The 18764-nt window shown below is 51.6% G+C and carries 11 protein-coding genes; 4 read left to right on the top strand and 7 right to left on the bottom strand.

All coding sequences use genetic code 11. From position 1 onward, the window contains the following. Positions 1 to 203 precede the first annotated feature (203 nt). Positions 204 to 1010: a hypothetical protein gene (locus tag OSC10802_RS0113950; protein WP_017717383.1), complete on the top strand. Its 807-nt coding sequence runs from the start codon at positions 204 to 206 to the stop codon at positions 1008 to 1010. Positions 1011 to 1408: 398 nt separating this feature from the next. Continuing rightward, positions 1409 to 2443: a DMT family transporter gene (locus OSC10802_RS0113945; protein ID WP_232731676.1), complete on the top strand. Its 1035-nt coding sequence runs from the start codon at positions 1409 to 1411 to the stop codon at positions 2441 to 2443. 426 nt (positions 2444 to 2869) lie between these two features. Here OSC10802_RS0113945 and OSC10802_RS40115 read toward each other — a convergent pair whose 3' ends face one another. The 3 genes from OSC10802_RS40115 to OSC10802_RS0113930 form a co-directional block, all read right to left on the bottom strand. Next, positions 2870 to 4213 carry an MFS transporter gene (locus tag OSC10802_RS40115; RefSeq protein WP_017717381.1) on the bottom strand — a complete coding sequence of 448 codons (1344 nt, stop codon included), beginning with the start codon at positions 4211 to 4213 and terminating at the stop codon, positions 2870 to 2872. A 288-nt stretch (positions 4214 to 4501) separates the two neighbouring features. Further along, the gene (locus OSC10802_RS0113935) at positions 4502 to 10996 is read right to left on the bottom strand and encodes a non-ribosomal peptide synthetase (RefSeq protein ID WP_017717380.1); all 6495 of its coding nucleotides are present in this window, start codon (positions 10994 to 10996) and stop codon (positions 4502 to 4504) included. Positions 10997 to 11277: 281 nt separating this feature from the next. Continuing rightward, positions 11278 to 12267 (bottom strand): sterol desaturase family protein, encoded by a 990-nt coding sequence (locus tag OSC10802_RS0113930; protein WP_017717379.1) that lies wholly within the window; start codon positions 12265 to 12267, stop codon positions 11278 to 11280. A gap of 220 nt (positions 12268 to 12487) precedes the next feature. Between OSC10802_RS0113930 and OSC10802_RS49780 the strand changes: the two genes are divergently transcribed. After that, entirely contained in the window at positions 12488 to 13132 is a 645-nt protein-coding gene (locus OSC10802_RS49780) for a hypothetical protein (protein ID WP_155967728.1), read from the top strand. A 165-nt stretch (positions 13133 to 13297) separates the two neighbouring features. Here the strand turns inward: OSC10802_RS49780 and OSC10802_RS44355 are convergent, their stop codons facing one another. From OSC10802_RS44355 to OSC10802_RS49775, 4 genes are all read right to left on the bottom strand, one after another. Further along, positions 13298 to 13774, bottom strand: a complete 477-nt coding sequence (locus OSC10802_RS44355; protein ID WP_052334308.1) for an SET domain-containing protein-lysine N-methyltransferase — start codon at positions 13772 to 13774, stop codon at positions 13298 to 13300. Positions 13775 to 14609: 835 nt separating this feature from the next. After that, entirely contained in the window at positions 14610 to 16241 is a 1632-nt protein-coding gene (locus OSC10802_RS0113920; RefSeq protein ID WP_198525117.1) for a hypothetical protein, read from the bottom strand. Positions 16242 to 16515: 274 nt separating this feature from the next. After that, on the bottom strand, positions 16516 to 17301 hold the full coding sequence (panB, locus tag OSC10802_RS0113915; RefSeq protein ID WP_026098462.1) for a 3-methyl-2-oxobutanoate hydroxymethyltransferase: 786 nt from the start codon (positions 17299 to 17301) through the stop codon (positions 16516 to 16518). A gap of 82 nt (positions 17302 to 17383) precedes the next feature. Then, a complete protein-coding gene (locus OSC10802_RS49775) occupies positions 17384 to 17536 on the bottom strand; it encodes a hypothetical protein (protein ID WP_017717375.1) in 153 nt (50 codons plus the stop codon). A 267-nt stretch (positions 17537 to 17803) separates the two neighbouring features. On the opposite strand from OSC10802_RS49775, the gene OSC10802_RS0113905 reads away from it, so the two are divergent. Continuing rightward, positions 17804 to 18313 carry a hypothetical protein gene (locus OSC10802_RS0113905; protein ID WP_155967725.1) on the top strand — a complete coding sequence of 170 codons (510 nt, stop codon included), beginning with the start codon at positions 17804 to 17806 and terminating at the stop codon, positions 18311 to 18313. The last annotated feature ends 451 nt before the right edge of the window (positions 18314 to 18764 follow it).

Genomic DNA, 18764 nt, shown 5'->3' with positions numbered 1-18764 from the left:
GCTATAAATCCGTATTCTTAAAGATACGGGTTTCTCCCAGCGAATAATATGAATAAACCCGCCCCTTTCTCCGCCCACCAGGAAAAATAGTGTCAGGGAGTGTGATATGATGAGCCACAGATATTCTGAAACGCGAAAACGTGCCGGTGCGGAACCTATCGCACCGGCATGAAATTCACCTCCAGCGAAGTGTCAATCAAATCATGATCAGTCTAATCAAAAATGCTGCCGGCAAAATCCCAAACCTATTCCAAGAAGATACAGCAGCGACAGCATCCAGAATATTCCTGTGGGGCGCATGGGCGGTTTATGTGGGATACCTGTTGCTGAGTGACTTCGCCCCCGGAGAGTCACTGCTGCACACCCAACCGGAAACCTTGCGAGAGGCGCTAAACTTGAGCCTGAATTTCTGGTTTGTGCTCCCAGCTGTGTTCCCCACCTCCGCACCGGCGCTCAACCCAGCACTGGAAGGATTATTCAACCTTGTCGTGACTTGGGGCTTGTTATTTTGGGGGTTTCTCAGTGACGGTCGCCAGCAGCGATTTCCCATTATAGCATTTATGATTGGCACCGCGTTTCTCACCAATGTATTCTATCTCCCCTGGCTGGCGTTGCGCCAACCCAATCCCCACACCCCCAAAGGTTCCCTCACCTTTTTAGAAAAGATAGCAGAAAGTCGAGTGTTTCCCCTGGTTTTAACCGGCGCAGTTGCGGCTTCAGTCGCTTGGGCGACATGGGCGCGTCCAGAATTTGGCGACTTGAGAGCGCGTTGGGAAGCGCTGTTAGAATTGCTCTCTACCGACCGGCTGGCGCACTCGTTTTTTATAGACATTATCGTTTTCTGGATATTCCAGTCATGGCTCGTAGCAGATGACATGGCTCGCCGCAATTGGCGCGACGCGACCGCGCTTTGGACAGTCCGTCTCGTCCCTTTAATCGGTCTTGTCGTGTATCTGTTCCGGCGTCCCTCACTGCCAGCTCAACCGAGTGAGGTCAACACAAGCCGGTAGACAGGGAGGGTTCCAATTTAGCGGTGCCATCCGGATGTGAGTGAGGGGGGAATCCGCTCTCCCGAAAAATTAATGCAGATTTATGTGAAACAGGAAATTCAGATTTTTTCTGGTGGGGCGCGGGGTGGCAGCTGCTGTTCGGGGAAGAGGGGAATAATAGATGCTTGTGGAACTGGTTGAAGACAGCTGTTGCTGAGGCGAGGCTGCGGAAAACCACGCCCCGCCTCTGCCCTTATGCTTAGCCATTTTAAATCATGCCCGGGGACATGGTACGAGCTGCCAGTATCGGATTATTTGTTACCGACGATACATTAATGTGGTCGCCAGGTTATAGTATTATGCTTTAGGTGCGTTTCAGTGGAGCGCACCCTACTAGGCAAACCCTTTGGAACGCAAGTATGATGACAAAACAGGAATTGCTACAGGAACAGGAGATAGTCTCACCATTGCTACAGGAACAGGAGATAGTCTCACCAAATTTGCTCGGACTTCTCTCGTTATTTGTGGCCTTGATTCCCATATCTCTAGCCCCATCTCTGACCAAACTGTGCGAGCGCGAAATCGGGGCAAATGCGGTAGCATTTCACCGCGCTTGGATTGCCACAGTCGTTTTTGGTCTGCTGAGCGGAATCGAGGCTTTCCGCCGTGACAATTCCGAGGATCTAACTGTAGTGAAGAAGCCTTTTAGCAAATCTGAAATAGCCCTATTGGCGGCTATGGGAACTGCGGCTACTACCTATTTCCTCATGTGGGCGTGGTCCCTGACTAAAGTCAGCGTGGCCAATGTGGCGCTCCTTTCTAATTTGAGTCCCTTATTCGTCGGGATTGCCAGTTTTTTGTTATTTGGCTTGCGCTTAGATAAAAGATTCCTGATTGGTATGGTCATGGCGGTGGGGGGAGCGATCGCTTTTGAACTCGACCGGGTGGAATTTTCTCCTGACCAAATACAAGGTAACTTGCTGGCATTAACCACTGCCATTTTTTTTGGCACTTATCTGATGCTGGTAGAGCGACTGCAAACCCGATTTAGCACCGCAACTATTATGCTGTGGCGCTGCGGCGCTACAACGGTGATTCTGTTGCCCCTGCTCCCGCTTATCGAAAACCGATTGTTGCCCTATACCTGGATGGGGTGGTTTTTCATCATTTTCCAAGCGCTGTTCTGCCAAGTTTTTGGTCAGGGACTTTTGGCTTACAGCCTCAGCAGACTGCCGTCAAGAATTGTCGCCGTCACGCTTCTTCTGGAGCCGGTTATTGCTTCTATCTTTGCTTGGTTTATTTTCTCGGAAAAAGTCAGTTTGTTTGACTGGGTGATGTTTGCCGTGGTGTTAAGTGGCATTTATCTGGCTCAATCGAGTCAAGCGGAGGCCAAAAAACAAACTGCGGTGCTTGGCGCAATCACAGTCAGCGAATCTCCTTCGCCCGAAGCGTAATTGCGATTAATGAACCGCACCATCCTGTAGCGCCGGTCAAGAAGTCTGAGAAACCGTTTATTGACCGGCACTAAAGAGGGATGATTCAACCTTGTCGTGACTTGGGGCGTATTATTTTGAGGCTTTCGGACGGACAGCCGCCATCAGCCATTCCCCATCGTAGCATGTCTCACCGGCACGGCGTCTCTCAGCAATGTATTATATCTCCCCTGGGTGCAGTTTTATATATAGCTTTTACAGAGAAACCCGGTTTCTTAAAGAAACCGGGTTTCTAAGACCCACTTCATACAATTGAGATCCGCTATAGCTGTATCTCGTCAAACTGAGAAGCGCTATCCGCGTGAATCCGGGATAGGGAGACGCGATGTATCGAGACGCGATAAACCGAAACGCGATAAATCGCGTCCCCGCACGAGAGAGGTGAGATCACAGGGGAGAGATGGAAGCGCTATCTGGACTGTTGAGTGAGGTGTCCAGTGCGGGGGCGTCGGGAACTGTATCGGGCAGATCGTCTTCCACTTGCCGCAGAGGGGCATACAAGTAGGCAATAAAGGTTAGCAAGAGAGTAAAGATTCCCGCAATAATAAACATCAACGCCATCCCGCGACCCCGACCAAAACCAATAATTTGTCCAATGCTATCCGCCAAGGAACCGCCAGAGGCCATCAGCGGTTCAAAAACCCGGTCGGCGAGCGGTCCTGCAGCAAGATAAGCAAGCGGGAGGGAGCTTTGAGCAATGGTTCTCCGGAAGGAGAATACCCTTCCCTGTACCTCCGGTGCGACCTTCTTTTGGTAAATTACTTGGATGGAACCATTGATGATGGGGATGAGGAAAAACAGACAGAAATCCGAGATGCTGAACAGAACTGCTGAAGCGCGCAAGCCAGAAACTAGACAGGATAAACCGACAAGCAACATGGCGATAAATACGGTGGCTATCTGGCGCTTCAGTCCTCCCCAGAAGCTCATTGCGAGACTGCCGAGTAACATTCCTATGCTATCGATAGAGGAGATTGTGGCAAGAGCTGTCAGTGAAGCGAAGGAGAGCACTAGGGGGGCAGTTAGAGCTTCAGCTAAACCGACGAGGAAGTTGCCGCTGGCAATGAACACCAGCAGCCCCACTAAACCGGGGCGCTCCATGAAGTAATTCCATCCAAAGACGGCATCTTCAAGGAGAGAGCCCACTTTCTCCTCCTGAGCTTCTTCGGTCTTAACTTCGGTAAATTGAACCAGTAGCAGACAGAGAAGCGCAAAGCACAGCGTGGCAAAATCGAGCAGGATAATTCCCTGTAATTGGATGGTTGCTAGCAGTGCAGTTGCCAGTAATGGTGAGACGATTCCAGCCACTGCGGTCCCACTTTGCACCATGCCGCTGGCACGACCCAGCTGTTCCTTCGGCACCATTAATGTAGTGCCGGCGCTGTAGGCAAGCCCCTGAAAGGTACTGAAGCTGGAGCTAAGAGCAGTGAGCAGGCAGAGGTTCCAGACTTCTAGTTTGCCGGTAACAAATAGTCCGGCAATGCACAAGGTACACAGACCGGCGCAGAAGTCACTGAGAATCATAGTCCAGCGACGACTCCAGCGATCTACAAAGACGCCTGCGACTGGGGAGACGAGGATAGCGGGCAAGGTCGTGGACAGGATGAGCAGAGCGAACTGCGTGGTTGAGTTGCTGCGCTGGTAGAGCCAGATACTGAGAGCAAAGTTGGTCAAGCTGGAACCAACGAGAGAGAGTACCTGACCAAACCAGATAAAGATAAAAGTCCCCATGCTAGCAATGATAAATATCTCTGTCAGTTCGATGTCATATTATACGCCTTATTCTATCGAACTCACCCGAAGGCTGCAAACCTGATTTTTCTGGATATCGGTCTTGTCGATCTCAGGTTTACGCTCGTATTTACAGTGAGCGACAGGTTATTGACATCGAGGGCGCATTCCGCACGCCCACTGTCTCTATCGCCTTATTTTGGCGGGGAGTGGGCAGGAATAAAAATCACTGCCCACTACCTGCTACCGACTGCTACCGACTGCTGACAGCAATTTTTCGCCCTAAGGCTAGGGCCATTCAGCTTTTAACTCAGGCCACTCAAAGTCATCAACCTTTGTTTCGGGAAATTCAACGAGCTTTTGCAGAATTTTCTGGCAGCCGTAAAACAGACGAGCGATCGTTTCCTCTGCAAACAAATCTGTGCTGTAATAGACCTTAATGTTAGCTGCTTTAGAATTTACTGCGGGGAAAGAAACGTAAATCTCCAGAGAGGTTGCCTCATCCCAAAGTACCCCTTTAGGCGGAACAGGTGCAAATTCCCACTCTGGCAGCCGGTCAGAGCCATGTACTGCGGGCTCCAAAGTAACGCTTGCCGAGACAGTCAGTTCTCTTTTGCTTTTGACAGCTTCAAGGACTTTTTGTAAAGGCACCTCCTTATTGTGGATAGCTTCACTGACAGTTTGTTTAACCTGCTCTAAAAGAGCGAGTCCGGTTTGAGAGCCGTCTACTTCAGAGCGCAAAATCACGTCGTTGATAAAGCAACCCAGCATTGGTTCGAGTTCGGGCATGCTGCGATTGCCAATTGTTGCCAGCACTATAATTTCGCGCTCTCCGCGAGCTTTGAACAGCAGGATATTCAGAGCCGTAATAATGATGGTGAAGAGGGTGGCTCCTCGAGAGCGGCTTAGAGTTTCAATGGATGCCACAAGAGTCTCAGGCCAAACTGCAGAATAGACAGATGCGCGCCGGCTGTTGGTACTATTGCCGAGCCGCTCGGCAGGGGGGGCATCAAGCGGTTGAGGAATATCAGCCAGCTTTTGAAGCCAATAATCAAGCTGCTTTTTCAGCACCTCTTCGTTAAAACGCTTTCGCTGCCAGAGCGCAAAGTCGGTGTACTGCAATGGCACTTCGGGCAGACTGGAAGGCAATCCATTTGAGAAAGCGCTGTAAAGCGCTTTTAACTCCTGGAGAAAGATGCCGGTTGACCAGCCATCCGTGATGATATGGTGCACCGGTATTAACAGCCAATACTTTTCTGGAGCCAACCGCAGCAAGGTTGTCTTGATTAATGGCCCGGCTTCGAGGTCAAAGTGGCACTTTAATTCTTGAGCAGCAAATTTTTGAGCTGAGGCTTCTCGCTCGGCAGGAGGTAGGTACTGTAAGTCCACTACCTTTAAAGATAGGGTCAGCTCTGGGGCGATGAACTGCACGGGCTGACCTTCTATGACAGGAAATACAGTCCGCAGAATTTCGTGCCGGCGGATAATTTCATTGATGCTTTTTTCCAGCGCCTCCAGAGATAAAGTTCCTGTGAAACGTAAAGAAATACGGCTGTTGTAGGCGGTACTGTCAGGATTTAGCTGCTGCTGCTCCCATATATATTCCTGTTCGTAAGACAGCGGTATGTGCGTGTCTCGGGCTCCCAGTGCCAGAGGAACTAAAGCGTCAAACGCCTCACGGCTGGAAGATTGCTCTTGTGACTCAGCAGACCGTGCAGTTTCTATCACCTGACCCAGAGAAGCGATGGTGGGCGCTTCAAAGAGATGGCGCAGGGGCAGTTCGATAGAAAAGGCGTCCCGGATGCGAGAAATGACAGAGGTTGCCAGGAGAGAGTGTCCTCCTAAGGCAAAGAAGTTGTCGTTAATGCCTGCCTGTTGCAGTCCCAAAACTTCCGCCCAGATAGCAGCCAGTTTCGCTTCAGTAGGGGTAGTCGGTAGGACAAAGTTATCTTCCCGTTCCCTCGCGGAGATATCTGGTGCCGGTAGGGCGCGGCGATCTACTTTGCCGTTGGGAGTTAGGGGCAGCGATTCCAGCAGCACAAAAGCGCTTGGCACCATGTAGTCGGGCAGTTGCTTTTTCAGAACGCTGCGCAAGTCACTAATTGTGGGTGTTTGCTCCTGACGCAGGACAGCATAAGCCACCAATTCCTTGTCGCCCGCAGCGTTTTCTCTGGCAATAACCGCAGTCTCTCTCACACTTGGGTGCTGGCTCAGTAGGGCTTCAATTTCACCTGTTTCGATGCGGAAGCCGCGAATCTTGACTTGACTGTCAATCCGTCCCAGAAATTCGATATTGCCATCCGGTAAGTACCGGACCAAATCCCCCGTCCGGTACAGGCGCTCGCTGTGACGCTCCCCACCGGCAAACGGGTTGGCAATAAATTTTTCAGCCGTTAGCGCGGGCCGGTTCAAATATCCCAGCGCTAAACCGGCACCCCCGACATAGAGTTCGCCCGCCACACCCACAGGAACGGGTTGAAGGTGCCGGTCGAGAATATAAGTTTGGCTGTTGGCGATCGCTTTCCCAATCGGAATCGTCGCGGCTCCTCGCTCCACTTTCTCAACGCGATACCAGGTGGAAAAGGTTGTGTTTTCGGTGGGCCCGTAAACGTGCAATAACTGCTGGGGTGCGCCCGACTCTAACGCCTGTAGCACCCGGCGCTGGTCAACGGCCTCACCCCCAAACAGCAAGAAGCGCAGCGATTGAAACGCAGAGGGCACTTCCCGAACAATTTGGTTAAACAGCGCCGTGGTGACGAACAGCGTTGTAATTCCCTGCGAGCGCAAGCTGCTCGCAAAATATCGCGGGGAGAGGACTGTTTCTTTCGTAAAAATCACCAGTTTGGCACCATTGAGCAATGCGCCCCAGATTTCAAAGGTGGCAGCGTCAAAGGAGGTGTTTGAAGCTTGGGCGATTACATCTGTGGGACTCAAGCTCACATAGTCTGTACTGACCACTAATCGCATCACCGCTCGATGGGGAATCATCACGCCCTTGGGCAGGCCGGTTGACCCCGAAGTGTACATCACATACACCAAATTCTCTGCAGTGGTGCTGCACTCCAAATTCTCCGGGCTCTCTTGGCCAATGACAGGCCAGTCCGCATCCAAACAAATCACCCGAGCGCCTGTCTGCGGCACTTTCCCCAGCAGCTGCTGTTGCGTCACCAACACCGGCACCTGAGCGTCTTGCACCATGAACCCCAACCGCTCAGAAGGATAGGTCGGATCGAGAGGGAGATAGGCACCGCCGGCTTTGAGAATTCCCAGCAGAGCCACAATTAAATCGGGGGTTTTCTCCAAACAAATTCCCACCAGCGTTTCCGGTGCGACGCCCACTGACCGCAAATAGCGAGCGAATTGATTCGCTCGTGCGTTGAGTTCCCGGTAAGTCAGCTGTTTCTGAACCTCACCGGCACCGGCACTCTCCCCGGAAGCCAGCACCACGGCTACGGCATCGGGCGTGTTCCGCACATGGCGTTCAAATACCTGATGAAGGCACTCGAGAGCAGGATAGTCCGTTTGTGTTTGATTCCACCCCACCAGAATCTGATGCTGTTCGGCAGCGGTTAACACCGGCAGCTGCGCAATCCGCGACTCAGAATGAGTTGCGAGCGCCCCCACCAGAGTTTGAAAATGCCGCACCATCCTCTCGACTGTCGTGGCATCAAACAGCTGAGCGTTATATTCAAACGCTCCCCTCAATCCCAACTCAGTCTCTTGCAGTGACAGAGTTAAATCAAAAGTCGCACCGGCAGTCGGGCGGTCTAATTCCACCGGCATGGCTTTCACCCCCGGCAGTTCCAGCTGTTCCACGGGAGAGTTCTGCAAAACGAACATCACCGAAAACAGGGGACTCTGATTTGAGTGCCGTGCCGGCTGGAGAGTTTCTACCAGGAAATCGAACGGCACGTCCTGATGAGCGTACCCGTCAAGCGCTATCTGCCGCACCCGCCCTAAGACTTCCAAGAACGTCGGATTTCCCTGAAGTTTGGTGCGCAATACCAGCGTATTGACAAAAAACCCAATTAGCGATTCTAAAGCTCTGCGGTTGCGGTTTGTTATCGGACTGCCGACAACAATATCCTCCTGACCGCTGTAACGGGACAGTAAAATGACAAACGCCGCCAGCAGAGTCATATACAGCGTAGCGCCAGACTTCTGGCTCAGCGCTTTCAGATCCTGAGTTAACTCAGATCTCAACTCAAATCGGTGGATACTGCCTTCAAAGCCCTGCGTGGAAGAGCGAGGTCTGTCCACCGGCAGTTCTGTAAAGGGCGGTGCCCCAGCTAACTGTTCTTTCCAGTAATTCAGCTGAGTTTCTACTGCTTCTTTGCTGATATACTGGCGCTGCCAGTACGAAAAATCTGCATACTGGACAGGCAGTTCCGCTAGCTGAGGGGCTGTTTCTTCGGCGATAGCCGCATAGAACGCCGATAAATCTTTGAAGAATATCCCCGCTGACCAAGCATCGGAGATAATGTGGTGCATAGTGACGGTCAGGACATGAGACTCTGAATCTAAACGAATCAGAGTTACTCTCAGTAAAGGCCCTGTCGCTAAGTCAAAGGGCCGGCTGTATTCTTCTTTAATTAATCGCAGCGTTTCTGCGGAACGCTCTACTTCTAGCCATGCCTGTAAGTCCACTACAGGTAATGCAAATGGCTGGGGAGAAGCGATAACCTGCACCGGCTCCCCACGCACGGTCGTAAACGAGGTGCGCAGTGTTTCGTGGCGCTCAATAATTGCCCCGATCGCTTGTTCCAGAACACCCACCTTCAGCGGGCCAACCAGACGCACCGCCCGGGTAATATTAAAAGCCGCATTTGCGCCTTCCAGTTGATCCACAAACCAAAGGCGCTGCTGGGTCAAGGATAGGGGCAGTTTCCCGGAACGATCCACCGGTTGCAAAGCGGGTATTTGCTGGCTCGGATTCTGGCGGACAGCTGTTTCCAGCCGGTCGCTCAAACCGGCTACTGTCGGTGACTCAAATAAAGCCGTGACGGGGAACTGGACACTGAACGCTTCATTCAGCCGAGAAATTACTAAGCTTCCCAGCAGGGAGTGTCCGCCCAATTCCAAAAAGTTGTCATAAATGCCGACTTTTTCCAGCCCTAAGACTTCCGCCCAGATGGCAGCTATCTCTTTTTCTGTTTGGCTGCGCGGCGCTACAAAGTTGCGCTGATAAGAAGATACATCGGGTGCCGGTAAGGCGTTCCGGTTTAACTTCCCATTGGGCAGCAAGGGAAGCGCTTCCATCAGCACAAAGGCGCTTGGCACCATGTAATCGGGCAGCTTCTGATTCAGAAAGCTCCGCAATTCCGCCAGATCGACTGCCGGTGCGCTATCTTCTGAAGCTGGTTTGGGAACGATATAGGCGACGATGCGCTTGTCCCCCGGCACATCCTCTCTCCCTGTTACCGCCGCCTCTCTCACACTGGGGTGCAGTCCCAAAGCTGACTCTATTTCTCCCAGTTCGACTCGCATTCCCCGGATATTGACCTGAAAGTCTATCCGCCCAACAATTTCTAGGTTTCCATCCGGTAAATACCGGCCAACATCCCCCGTTTTGAACAGTCGCTGTTGGGGGTTAAAAGGATTTAATACAAATTTCTCGGCGGTCGCTTCAGGCCGGTTGAGATAGCCACGGGCCAAGGTCAGACCGGCAGCGTGTATTTCCCCCAATTCTCCCTCAGGCACTGGCTGCAGGCTAGCGTCGAGTATGTACACCTGCTGCGCCCGCTCCAGGCAAGAGCCAACGGGGACATTCCCCTGTTCTTGGCTGAAGTCTTCGGGAACGGCATAAAACCCGTGGCCAATAGTTTCTGTCTGGCCTAATATATTGAAAAATCGCACTTGATTTTTCAATATAGTTCGCAGCTTTTGCAGTAATTGACAGGGCAGCAATTCCCCGCCAAATACTATCATTCGCAATTTTGATTGGCTGAGGCTGTGCCCTTTGTCTATACTTTCTAGCGCCATGAGTCCATAGCGCCACACCGAGGGCACGCCGTCCGAAACCGTAACCCCCTGTTTTTGGATGAGCTCAAATAGACTCAGGGGCGTTCTCGTTTGTTCGCGGGTAGCGATCGCACAAGTGGCTCCTTGGGACAGAGGCAAAATCAGCTGTCTCACTGAAGCTGTAAATGAAAACGAGGCCATGTGCAGATAAACATCGCTGTCATTTACCCGCAACACTTTGTCGATCTCTTGAATATAATGCCACACACTTGCGTGCGGCATCTGCACCCCTTTAGGTTTGCCGGTGGAGCCTGAAGTATAGATGATGTAGGCCAGGTTTTGCGGTGTTACCCCACTGGCGGGGTTTTCTTGATTCTCTCGCGCAATGTCTTGACGCTCTTCATCCAGGCAGACTGCCGTTCCCTCAAATTCCGGTAGCGCCTGCATCCATTGCTTCTCAGTCACAAGAACTGATAGCCCGGTGTCCTCCAGCATGAAGGCTAGGCGTTCTTTTGGGTAGGCTGGATCTAGCGGTACATAAGCCCCACCGGCTTTGAGAATACCTAATATTCCCACCACCATATCTAAAGAGCGCTCCAGGCAAATTCCCACCATCACCTCTGGCCCTACTCCCAACTTTTGCAAGTAATGGGCCAGCTTATTTGCTTGCTTATTAAGCTCCCGATATGTGATTTGCCGGTCTGCAAACACTGCCGCTACTGCATCCGGTGTTCGCTTGACTTGCTCCTCAAACAATTGATGCACGCTGCCTTCTTTTAGGGATTCTTCCCCACCCAAAACCTTGATATCGGAAATTAACATTCGCCTCTCTTCCTACTGAACTAACAATGAAGCTCTCAATCTGACCTGATACCCGGGCAGTCTTCCCGACCTATTCATTCTATTATTTCCTCGTTCCCTGGCTCCGCCTGGGAACGCCTATTTAGAGGCTCCCCCTCCCTCTCTCAAACCTGCCCAGTGATATTTCGAGCGCGGCGGGATGTCTCCCCCCCCATTCATTCTATGGCATCATCATTCATTCTATCACAGAATATCGCCTCATCCTTCCAACCCCTTCAGAAAAATTTTTGCCCCGATTTTACTTACTGATTGTCGCTGGCAGTTTTGCGCAGGCCCTGGACAATGGCCCTAAAGGGCTGCAGCAAGATATCGCTCACACTCTTATACAGCTCGCTCTCTCCATCTAATAGCCCGACACTAATTTTTTCATACTGTTGCGGCACATACAGCGTCCCGAACAGCCAGTCCCAGAAGGCAAAAATATAAGCAAAATTCTTGTCATAGTGCTTTGGCTCAATGCTGTGATGAATCTGGTGCTGAGCCGGACTTATCAAAATATAGCTGAGCCAGGAAGGATACGCCAGCCAGATATGAGAGTGGCGCAAGTTATAGCCAGCCAGATAAAAAGCGAACGTCAGGACGTTGACTCCTTGAATCAGTAGCAGCGACATCTGACTGCCGAACAGATACATCCACAGTCCCATTGCCATGCCGGTGATTGCAGCAAAAAATGTCGCCCCAAAAAACAGCTCGACCGGATGGGCGCGGTAGACAGTCAGGGGTGTCAGGACTTCCGCTGAATGGTGCACTTTATGGAATTCCCACAGAAAAGGAATTTTGTGGCCCAGATAGTGGAAATAGTACATCCCAAAATCTTCTACCAGCGCTATAAAAACCGTAAAGGCAGCCTGATGCCAGAATTGCGGTTCTGTGACGGCAAATAGGGCGGTTGTGCCGGTTAACTGTGTCAGTGCGGATCGCACCCCATTGGCCAGATAGTCTGAAGATACTATCGCCGGAAGTACGACAAAACTTTGGAGCAGCGTGTAGACAAAATAATATTTATACCCTGTAACGGTCGAAGGATGCAGGTACACTTCTTTGGGCCAAATGTACTGTAAGAAGTTTGTCTTCTTTTCCGACTTGGCCGATTGCACTATATAGAGAAGCGCCACCAGGAACCCCGCCGACACCAGGTACATCCAGTAAATCACACTGTCCCCTAAAAATGGGATTTCCAGTGGGTACAAGCCGCGCTTCAATACTTCTATCGCTGTCTCCAAATTCTTCACCCTCTATTATTGCGTTCGCTCCATTCTTTTAACGCACGCGCTTGGAACAAGCACTATTCCTCTACCCGCCACGACTCCCAGCCACGGTCTATTTCCTAAAAAGCCGTGACCCCAATCTTCATACAGATCGGTTTGGGTTCGGTTTGGGTTACGCCCTCAAAGCCTCGCCCCAAGTCTTCGTGATTTTTTTCGGTATTGCAGACAGCCGCTAGCCGAAATTATGGCCCAAAACGGACTGCAACTGTTCGTCAGTAACGCTTCTTCTAAGAATGGTTCTTTTTCTGGCCAATGGTGGGACAAACAACCTTTAAACGACGCTTATAACTTTAAAGCAGAATTTTCGCATCTGTCTAGGGGCAGATTGTTAAATATTGTTAAGCGTGCTGCCGTCTTGAGCTTGACGCTTCAAAAGGGCTCCCCTCTTCACCCTCCCGGAGCTGCGAGCAACAAAGGGTGTCTAACCATTGGACTGCCGGCAGCTTCAGCTTGGCCAACCTCACCCCTGGTGGGCTGCCTTTGTCCCTTCGTTCCCAGCTCATACTGGGAACGAGGCTCTGTCAGCTCCGCCGGCTTTCAAGAGGGATATCCGCAGGGACTGCGCTTTGCCTGCCCTCAATGTCTAATGTCCTCACCGGCAAGTGCTATATCCCTAAAAATGGCCACTCCCACCCTCACCGGCACCCGCAGAGATTCCCCTTGTATTCCAGTTGCGCCAGGAGCGCCTCTCACTGTCCAGTCAAGCGATTTCCATCACCTCTGTGCCCGTCCTGCTCGCGCACCACCACCGGCACATATTAAGCCTCCCCCGGCGCAAGAAACCGGCTTTCTTTTGCGGGTAGGGGCGGCGCAAGCAGACATCCAATGATAGAACCCGCCCGCCCCTGTCTCTACATCTCGAGGGAGCCCGCCCCTATATATGTAATGGCACACGGCCTGTAGCGGCAGCCCCCCCGTGGCCACCCCCGATTTTTAGCCACGTTTTTTTTTATAAACACTTTACCTCGTTCCCAGCCTCAGGCGGGGAACGCGCCTAGGTCGGCTCTGCCTCCTTTCTACAATAACCCGATTCAGCAGATTCTGGCGCGTCGTAAGTTTGGCTCGCATGCCACACTTGCAAATAGTTCGCGACCCCTAACCGGCACAATTTGGCTTGCAAATGTCCTGTCAACTCTTTAAAGCCGAGCGCTTTTTCAAGGCAGTTTTTTGAGCCGCAACAGCACTGAAAATGATTGAAACTTGTGGCTTCAGTCATGCCATAATGCCATGCCAGTTCTTCCCCAACCCCAATATTTCTGGCCGCGTAAAAATTGTAGCCGCCAAACTCGTTGTCTTTTATATAGAGATTGGGGTCGCAGCTGTGGGAGAACACTTCCGCTGGTTCATTTAAATATACATGTAACTGATCTCCCTTTTGAACAGAATACTTGTCTCGCTTCGGAGCGACACCCACTGGCATCCCCACACACACAAGTTCGTCTTTAACATACGGGGCGGTGGCAAGAACCACTCGATCTTTAGCAGGATGCAGGACAATCCTGTATTTCAGAGGGAAATGAAGCCTTGTCATAATTGGAATCCTCGAAAAACGGTGCAGAGATTTTATAGGTTGTTTGAGTTGCCCGATCGCTCGGGCAAGCTCAGGACGGCGGATGTTTTATAACCTAGGTAAGATGAGCCCGATAAGGCTCATCTCTATTTGCCACTGCCGTCTGATATCAGGTTGAAATAACCGTGCAGTCTTCTCGCACAAAGGGAGCCTCTTCGGAAAGCCGGCTTGTGCTATTCTGCGAGTGGTGTTCGATCCAGGGATGCTCTCAACTTGTCATTTAATATCTGGGTCGGGGAGACGCTATCACGCCCTCAAAGCCCCGCCCCCAATATTCGTGACTTGTTTCAACAGTACAGACCCGCCGCTAGCCAGATTTATGGCTAAAAGCGGACTGCAACTGTTCGCCTTAAAATCCTTTTTGTTCCGCCTATTTTTCTTGGGCCATCAGTTAAGAACAACTTTTTAAGTACGCCTCTAAATCTAAACCACACTTTTTCCCCCTGTCTAGAGGAGTTGTGTAAATACTTGTTAAGTAGTCAGCCGGTCGTCTCACAACTTAAAACACAATTTCCGCATCTGTCTTAAGATAGATTGTGGTGCCACCGGCAGCGCCCCCACCTGTACCGCGCTAGGGGGCTGCACCCCTGACCGATTTCCTGGCGGGAATTGCGATCTGAGTTCACTGCCGGTGTTGACTTTCCATCCGAAGACCCTGTCAGGGGGCATCCTTTTTTCGCACTCTATTTTTCTCCCTTTTGCTTCGCCCCCGGCATATCCGAATACTCCTCTTAAATCAAGCCACGGGGACAGAATTATCCACCGGCTCACCTTCCGCTGCCGGTGAGACACTCTCGGCGGCTTTGTCCAGCTGAGTGATTTCTTCCATTGTAGCGTGCGCCTCGCTTTCCGTCGCTCGCATCACATAATTCAACTTCACTTCTTCCAGCAAATCCGACATCAGCGACTGCAGTTCAGACAGCGTTTCCTTATCCTGCAACTCCCTGACGAACGCTTTGCTGAAATCCTGCCTCAGCCGATCTACAATTGCCCGCCCTTGCGTGTCAGAGTAGGAGCTAGACAGCATATCAACTGCGCCTTCAGAAAGATTACTTGCGAGCTGTTCCGTAACTTGTTTGGGCAATTCCCCCAGCCCCGGAATCTGCCGTATGTTCTGATAAAACTCAGATTGTTTCAGCGCCCCTTCCAGCGTGTGGTGCGTCAGGGCTTTAATATTCGGCTGCAGGCGCGGCAAAACTCTGTAAATCGTCAGGCGCAGCAGCCGGTCAACAATCGTCTCCACCTCATTAACATCATTTACTTCAATGTACGCTTGCGGGTTCAGCAGCAGCCGCGCCGCCTCCCCCTGTTTGATGGCATCTTGCGCTTGATTGATGAACCTCACTATCACAAACTTAGACACCAAATCTGCCAGATAAGTAGCCGGCTCGTGAGCGATTTCAGCCAGCACGCGATCCAGATTCACCAAGCCGGATTTGTGCAGCCGCACCGTCACCGGAATCACCCGCAGCCAGCGCCACACCGGCACGACGAGAAGCGCGTCATACCAGCGCCGCAGCATGGCATCGGTCCAGCTCACCCCCGCACGCCGCCGGCTGAACAGAAAAGTGCTCGCGATAAACTCTATACCAAAAAAGCCGGCAAACCAGAGGTCAATCCGCCAAAACTCATCGATAAACTCGCCAGAATCGCCGGCATTGCGGAAATAATTTGTGGCAATTAAAGGCCGAATTTGCCGGTAAAAAAAAGCAATTTCCTTATCCCAACTCCGGCGCTCTAAATAGTTCGCACTCCAAAACGTCTCAAACCCCTGTTTCGCGGAAGAGGCTCCTACATGCTGGCGCATCCGCTGCTGAATTTTGGCGAACGCCCCCCACTTAGACGCCGGCAAGAAAGGGTTTTCCTCAAGCATAGCAGTGCTCTGGCTGCGCAGGGACGACAGCAACCCCTCGCTCTCCGGCGAGCGCAAGCCATTTTGAGCCAGATCAACCGTCAAGTCATCAACCGTCTTCAGGTATTTTTCCGTCACAGGGTGCGGTTCAATTCCTTTGTAGGGATCGGAGACAGCGACAAGACTGGGAACCTGTCTCAGGTAGAAGTCCCGCAAAGGGATATAGCTGAGATTGAACAGCACCAAAATAAAGTTTAAAAGTGCTATAATAGCGCTTATCTTTCCCCACCAGGAAAACTGGCGAGACGGTTCCGAGCCGGCACGATTAGAATCAGGCTTTAACTCTTCGGGTTCCTGCATGGTGTAAAATGCCGGCAGCCCCCTCGCAAGTGCGAGCAGTCGCCGGTTTCTTTCCCTCCTTTTCCCCATCATGCCGGCTGGAACCCCCAACCGGCATGAGCCTTTAGGCTGAGATCGAGGCAGAGAAACCTCGCGCTCAGCCGGCTCTCGCAACAAACTCTCATATCATGTTCGCAGAGACGTAGGGGCCGGTTTATTCATATCCTGCCCTGCGCCACAAATATCTCGGCTGAACCCGCCCCTACAAATATATAAGCTGTTAGCCTTTTAACCTGCTCGTGGTCGAAAGGAGGCAGATCCTCCAGAGTTGCGCTCCCAGGATCTGGGGAACGAGGGGAATTGTTCTATCCCTCTTCCTATATCCTCTTCCTTCTTGGCGTTCTTAGCGTCTTGGCGGTTTATTATTCAAGTAAAATCACTCAAAAACCCCCTACTCGCTCCCTTGCGGAAATTCCCCCTCTCTCACCTCAGAGCAAAACTCCCGCACCGCTTGCCCTATTGTCTCCCGCAGATTAACATAAGACTTGACAAAAGGCGGCTTGCGCTCCGAGAGCCCGAGCAAATCAGCCGTCACCAGCACCTGACCGTCGCAGTGAGGTCCCGCGCCAATCCCAATCGTGGGAATCGCTAATTTTTCGGTAATTCGCCGCGCTAGATCCGCCGGTATGTGCTCGAGCACCACGCCAAAAGCACCGGCATCCTGTAGCGCCTCCGCCTCCGCAAAAATCCGCTCGCCGGCTTCTTTTGTCTTCCCCTGCTGCCGGTATCCCAGCAGGTGCACCGACTGCGGCGTCAGCCCCACATGCCCCAGCACCGGTATCCCCGCGCGCACCAGCCGGTACACCGTTTCTGCGATCGCCGGATATCCCCCCTCCAGCTTCACCGCCATTGCCCCCGTCTCCTTGAGCACCCTGCCGGCTGAGCGCATCGCCTGCTGCGGGCTTTCTTGATAGCTCAAAAACGGCAAATCCACCACCACCAGCGCCTGCTTGACTCCCCGCCGCACCGCCTTGGCGTGGTGCAGCATCTCCTCCACCGTCACCGGCAGCGTCGTCTCCATCCCCAGCGCCACCATCGCCAGCGAGTCCCCCACCAAAATCACATCCACACCGGCACTGTCCAGCAGTTGCGCTATTGTCCAATCCCACGCCGTCAGCGCTACAATCTTGCGCCCTTGCTGTTTCCACTGCATCAATTGCTGCGTCGTTACTGCCATCGCTTTTACTTTCTGATATGGTTTCTCTGGCGGCATTTTTGTCGCAGAGCCCGCTCGCTTCTCTCCGCACGGCATAACACCCTTACCACAAAATTCCCCCTCTGTCAAGTGCCGCTTTGCGGATGTTACGTTCTGTTAAGAAAACTGGAATTTCCTCCAGTGGCGAAATAATTTCGCCCCCCTCCCGCCTCCCAGAAGAATTGTACGTCACAATCAGGGCTTCAGCCTGCCACACCCCTCACTTCCTGCCTGGAACGCCTGATTTAGCCGCACGGTGCCCCTGACAATACCAAATTGGCACTATTCTATCAAATTGCCTCAAACGGCGCAACTCCGTGCGATAATTTAGAGACAACATTCGGACCGATGCTCTTCGTCTAGTAGGGTACATGCGCCGTGGTATGACCTGCGCTCAAATTTTATGAATCAGTAATAAAGAACGCCAAATGATTTCCGATTTTATCAAAGAGAATATTGAGATAACTAAGAAAACTAAACTCCCATGATTCTCACCTACGAACAAGTTGCGGCAGACCTGCTTAAATGGATTAGAGATTTTGTAGAAGTACCACACCCTGCCTTTGGACGTTTCCCCCCTTGTCCTTATGCAAGAAAAGCACGATTAGAAAATGATTTTGAAGTGAGAGTTGGCACTGACCCAATGTCCGATCTGATTGAGCTTGCCGAAAAGGGTATACCAAAAAGGGTAGTAGTCATAGCCTACGATCCCAAGCTGTATCCGCACAGTGTGTTTAGTGAAATGCTAAATCGTGCCAATCTAGATTATCTATTGCCCAAAAATCTGTTGGTGCTTAAAGATCATCCCGAAACTCCCGACATTGTTAATGGTGTCTGCCTAAACCAGGGTACCTATGCACTGGCACTGGTGCAGGAACTTAGTGACTTAAATGAAAAGGCAGCCATGCTTGCTAAAAAAGGATTTTATCAGGCTTGGCCCGAAAAATACCTGCAAGCACTGTTTAAACATCGTATAGATCCGCGCACAGTTTGATCTTGCTATCTCTAACACATAGCTAGCGATACTGTTCTACCTCACTGCTTCACACACTGCCGGTCCACCACTCAAAGCCAGGCAATTTACTTTTATAAATGCTATATCTTTCATAGCCAGGGCCAAGATACACATGATGATAACCAGCATCTTTAGCCCAAGCTATTTCATGTTCAAGGCTAGGAATACCTAATTTAAGATTAGGTCTTGCGGCCAGATTTCCACTGCATCAATTGCTGTGTCGTTACTGCCATCGCTTTTACTTTCTGATATGGTTTCTCTGGCGGCGTTTTTGTCGCAGAGCCCGCTCGCCTCTCGCCGCTCGGCATAACACGCTTACCACAAAATTTTTACTCTGTCAACTGCCTCCTTGCTGATGTTAAGTTCTGTAACGAAAATCCAAATTTCCTACCTTGGCGAAATAATCGCGCCTCTCGCCTCCGGGCAGAAA

This window comes from Kamptonema formosum PCC 10802, assembly GCF_000332335.1.
GTDB lineage: Bacteria > Cyanobacteriota > Cyanobacteriia > Cyanobacteriales > Oscillatoriaceae > Oscillatoria.
Note: the sequence above shows the minus strand (reverse complement) of the source record. Positions and strands in the feature narration are given on the sequence as shown.

Bases quoted from the DNA above. Each gene is read 5' to 3' on its own strand.
- OSC10802_RS0113950 (WP_017717383.1), top strand. From the start codon at position 204: ATGATCAGTCTAATCAAAAATGCTGCCGGCAAAATCCCAAACCTATTC.
- OSC10802_RS0113945 (WP_232731676.1), top strand. From the start codon at position 1,409: ATGATGACAAAACAGGAATTGCTACAGGAACAGGAGATAGTCTCACCA.
- OSC10802_RS40115 (WP_017717381.1), bottom strand. From the start codon at position 4,213: ATGGGGACTTTTATCTTTATCTGGTTTGGTCAGGTACTCTCTCTCGTT.
- OSC10802_RS0113935 (WP_017717380.1), bottom strand. From the start codon at position 10,996: ATGTTAATTTCCGATATCAAGGTTTTGGGTGGGGAAGAATCCCTAAAA.
- OSC10802_RS49780 (WP_155967728.1), top strand. From the start codon at position 12,488: ATGGCCCAAAACGGACTGCAACTGTTCGTCAGTAACGCTTCTTCTAAG.
- panB (WP_026098462.1), bottom strand. From the start codon at position 17,301: ATGGCAGTAACGACGCAGCAATTGATGCAGTGGAAACAGCAAGGGCGC.
- OSC10802_RS0113905 (WP_155967725.1), top strand. From the start codon at position 17,804: ATGATTCTCACCTACGAACAAGTTGCGGCAGACCTGCTTAAATGGATT.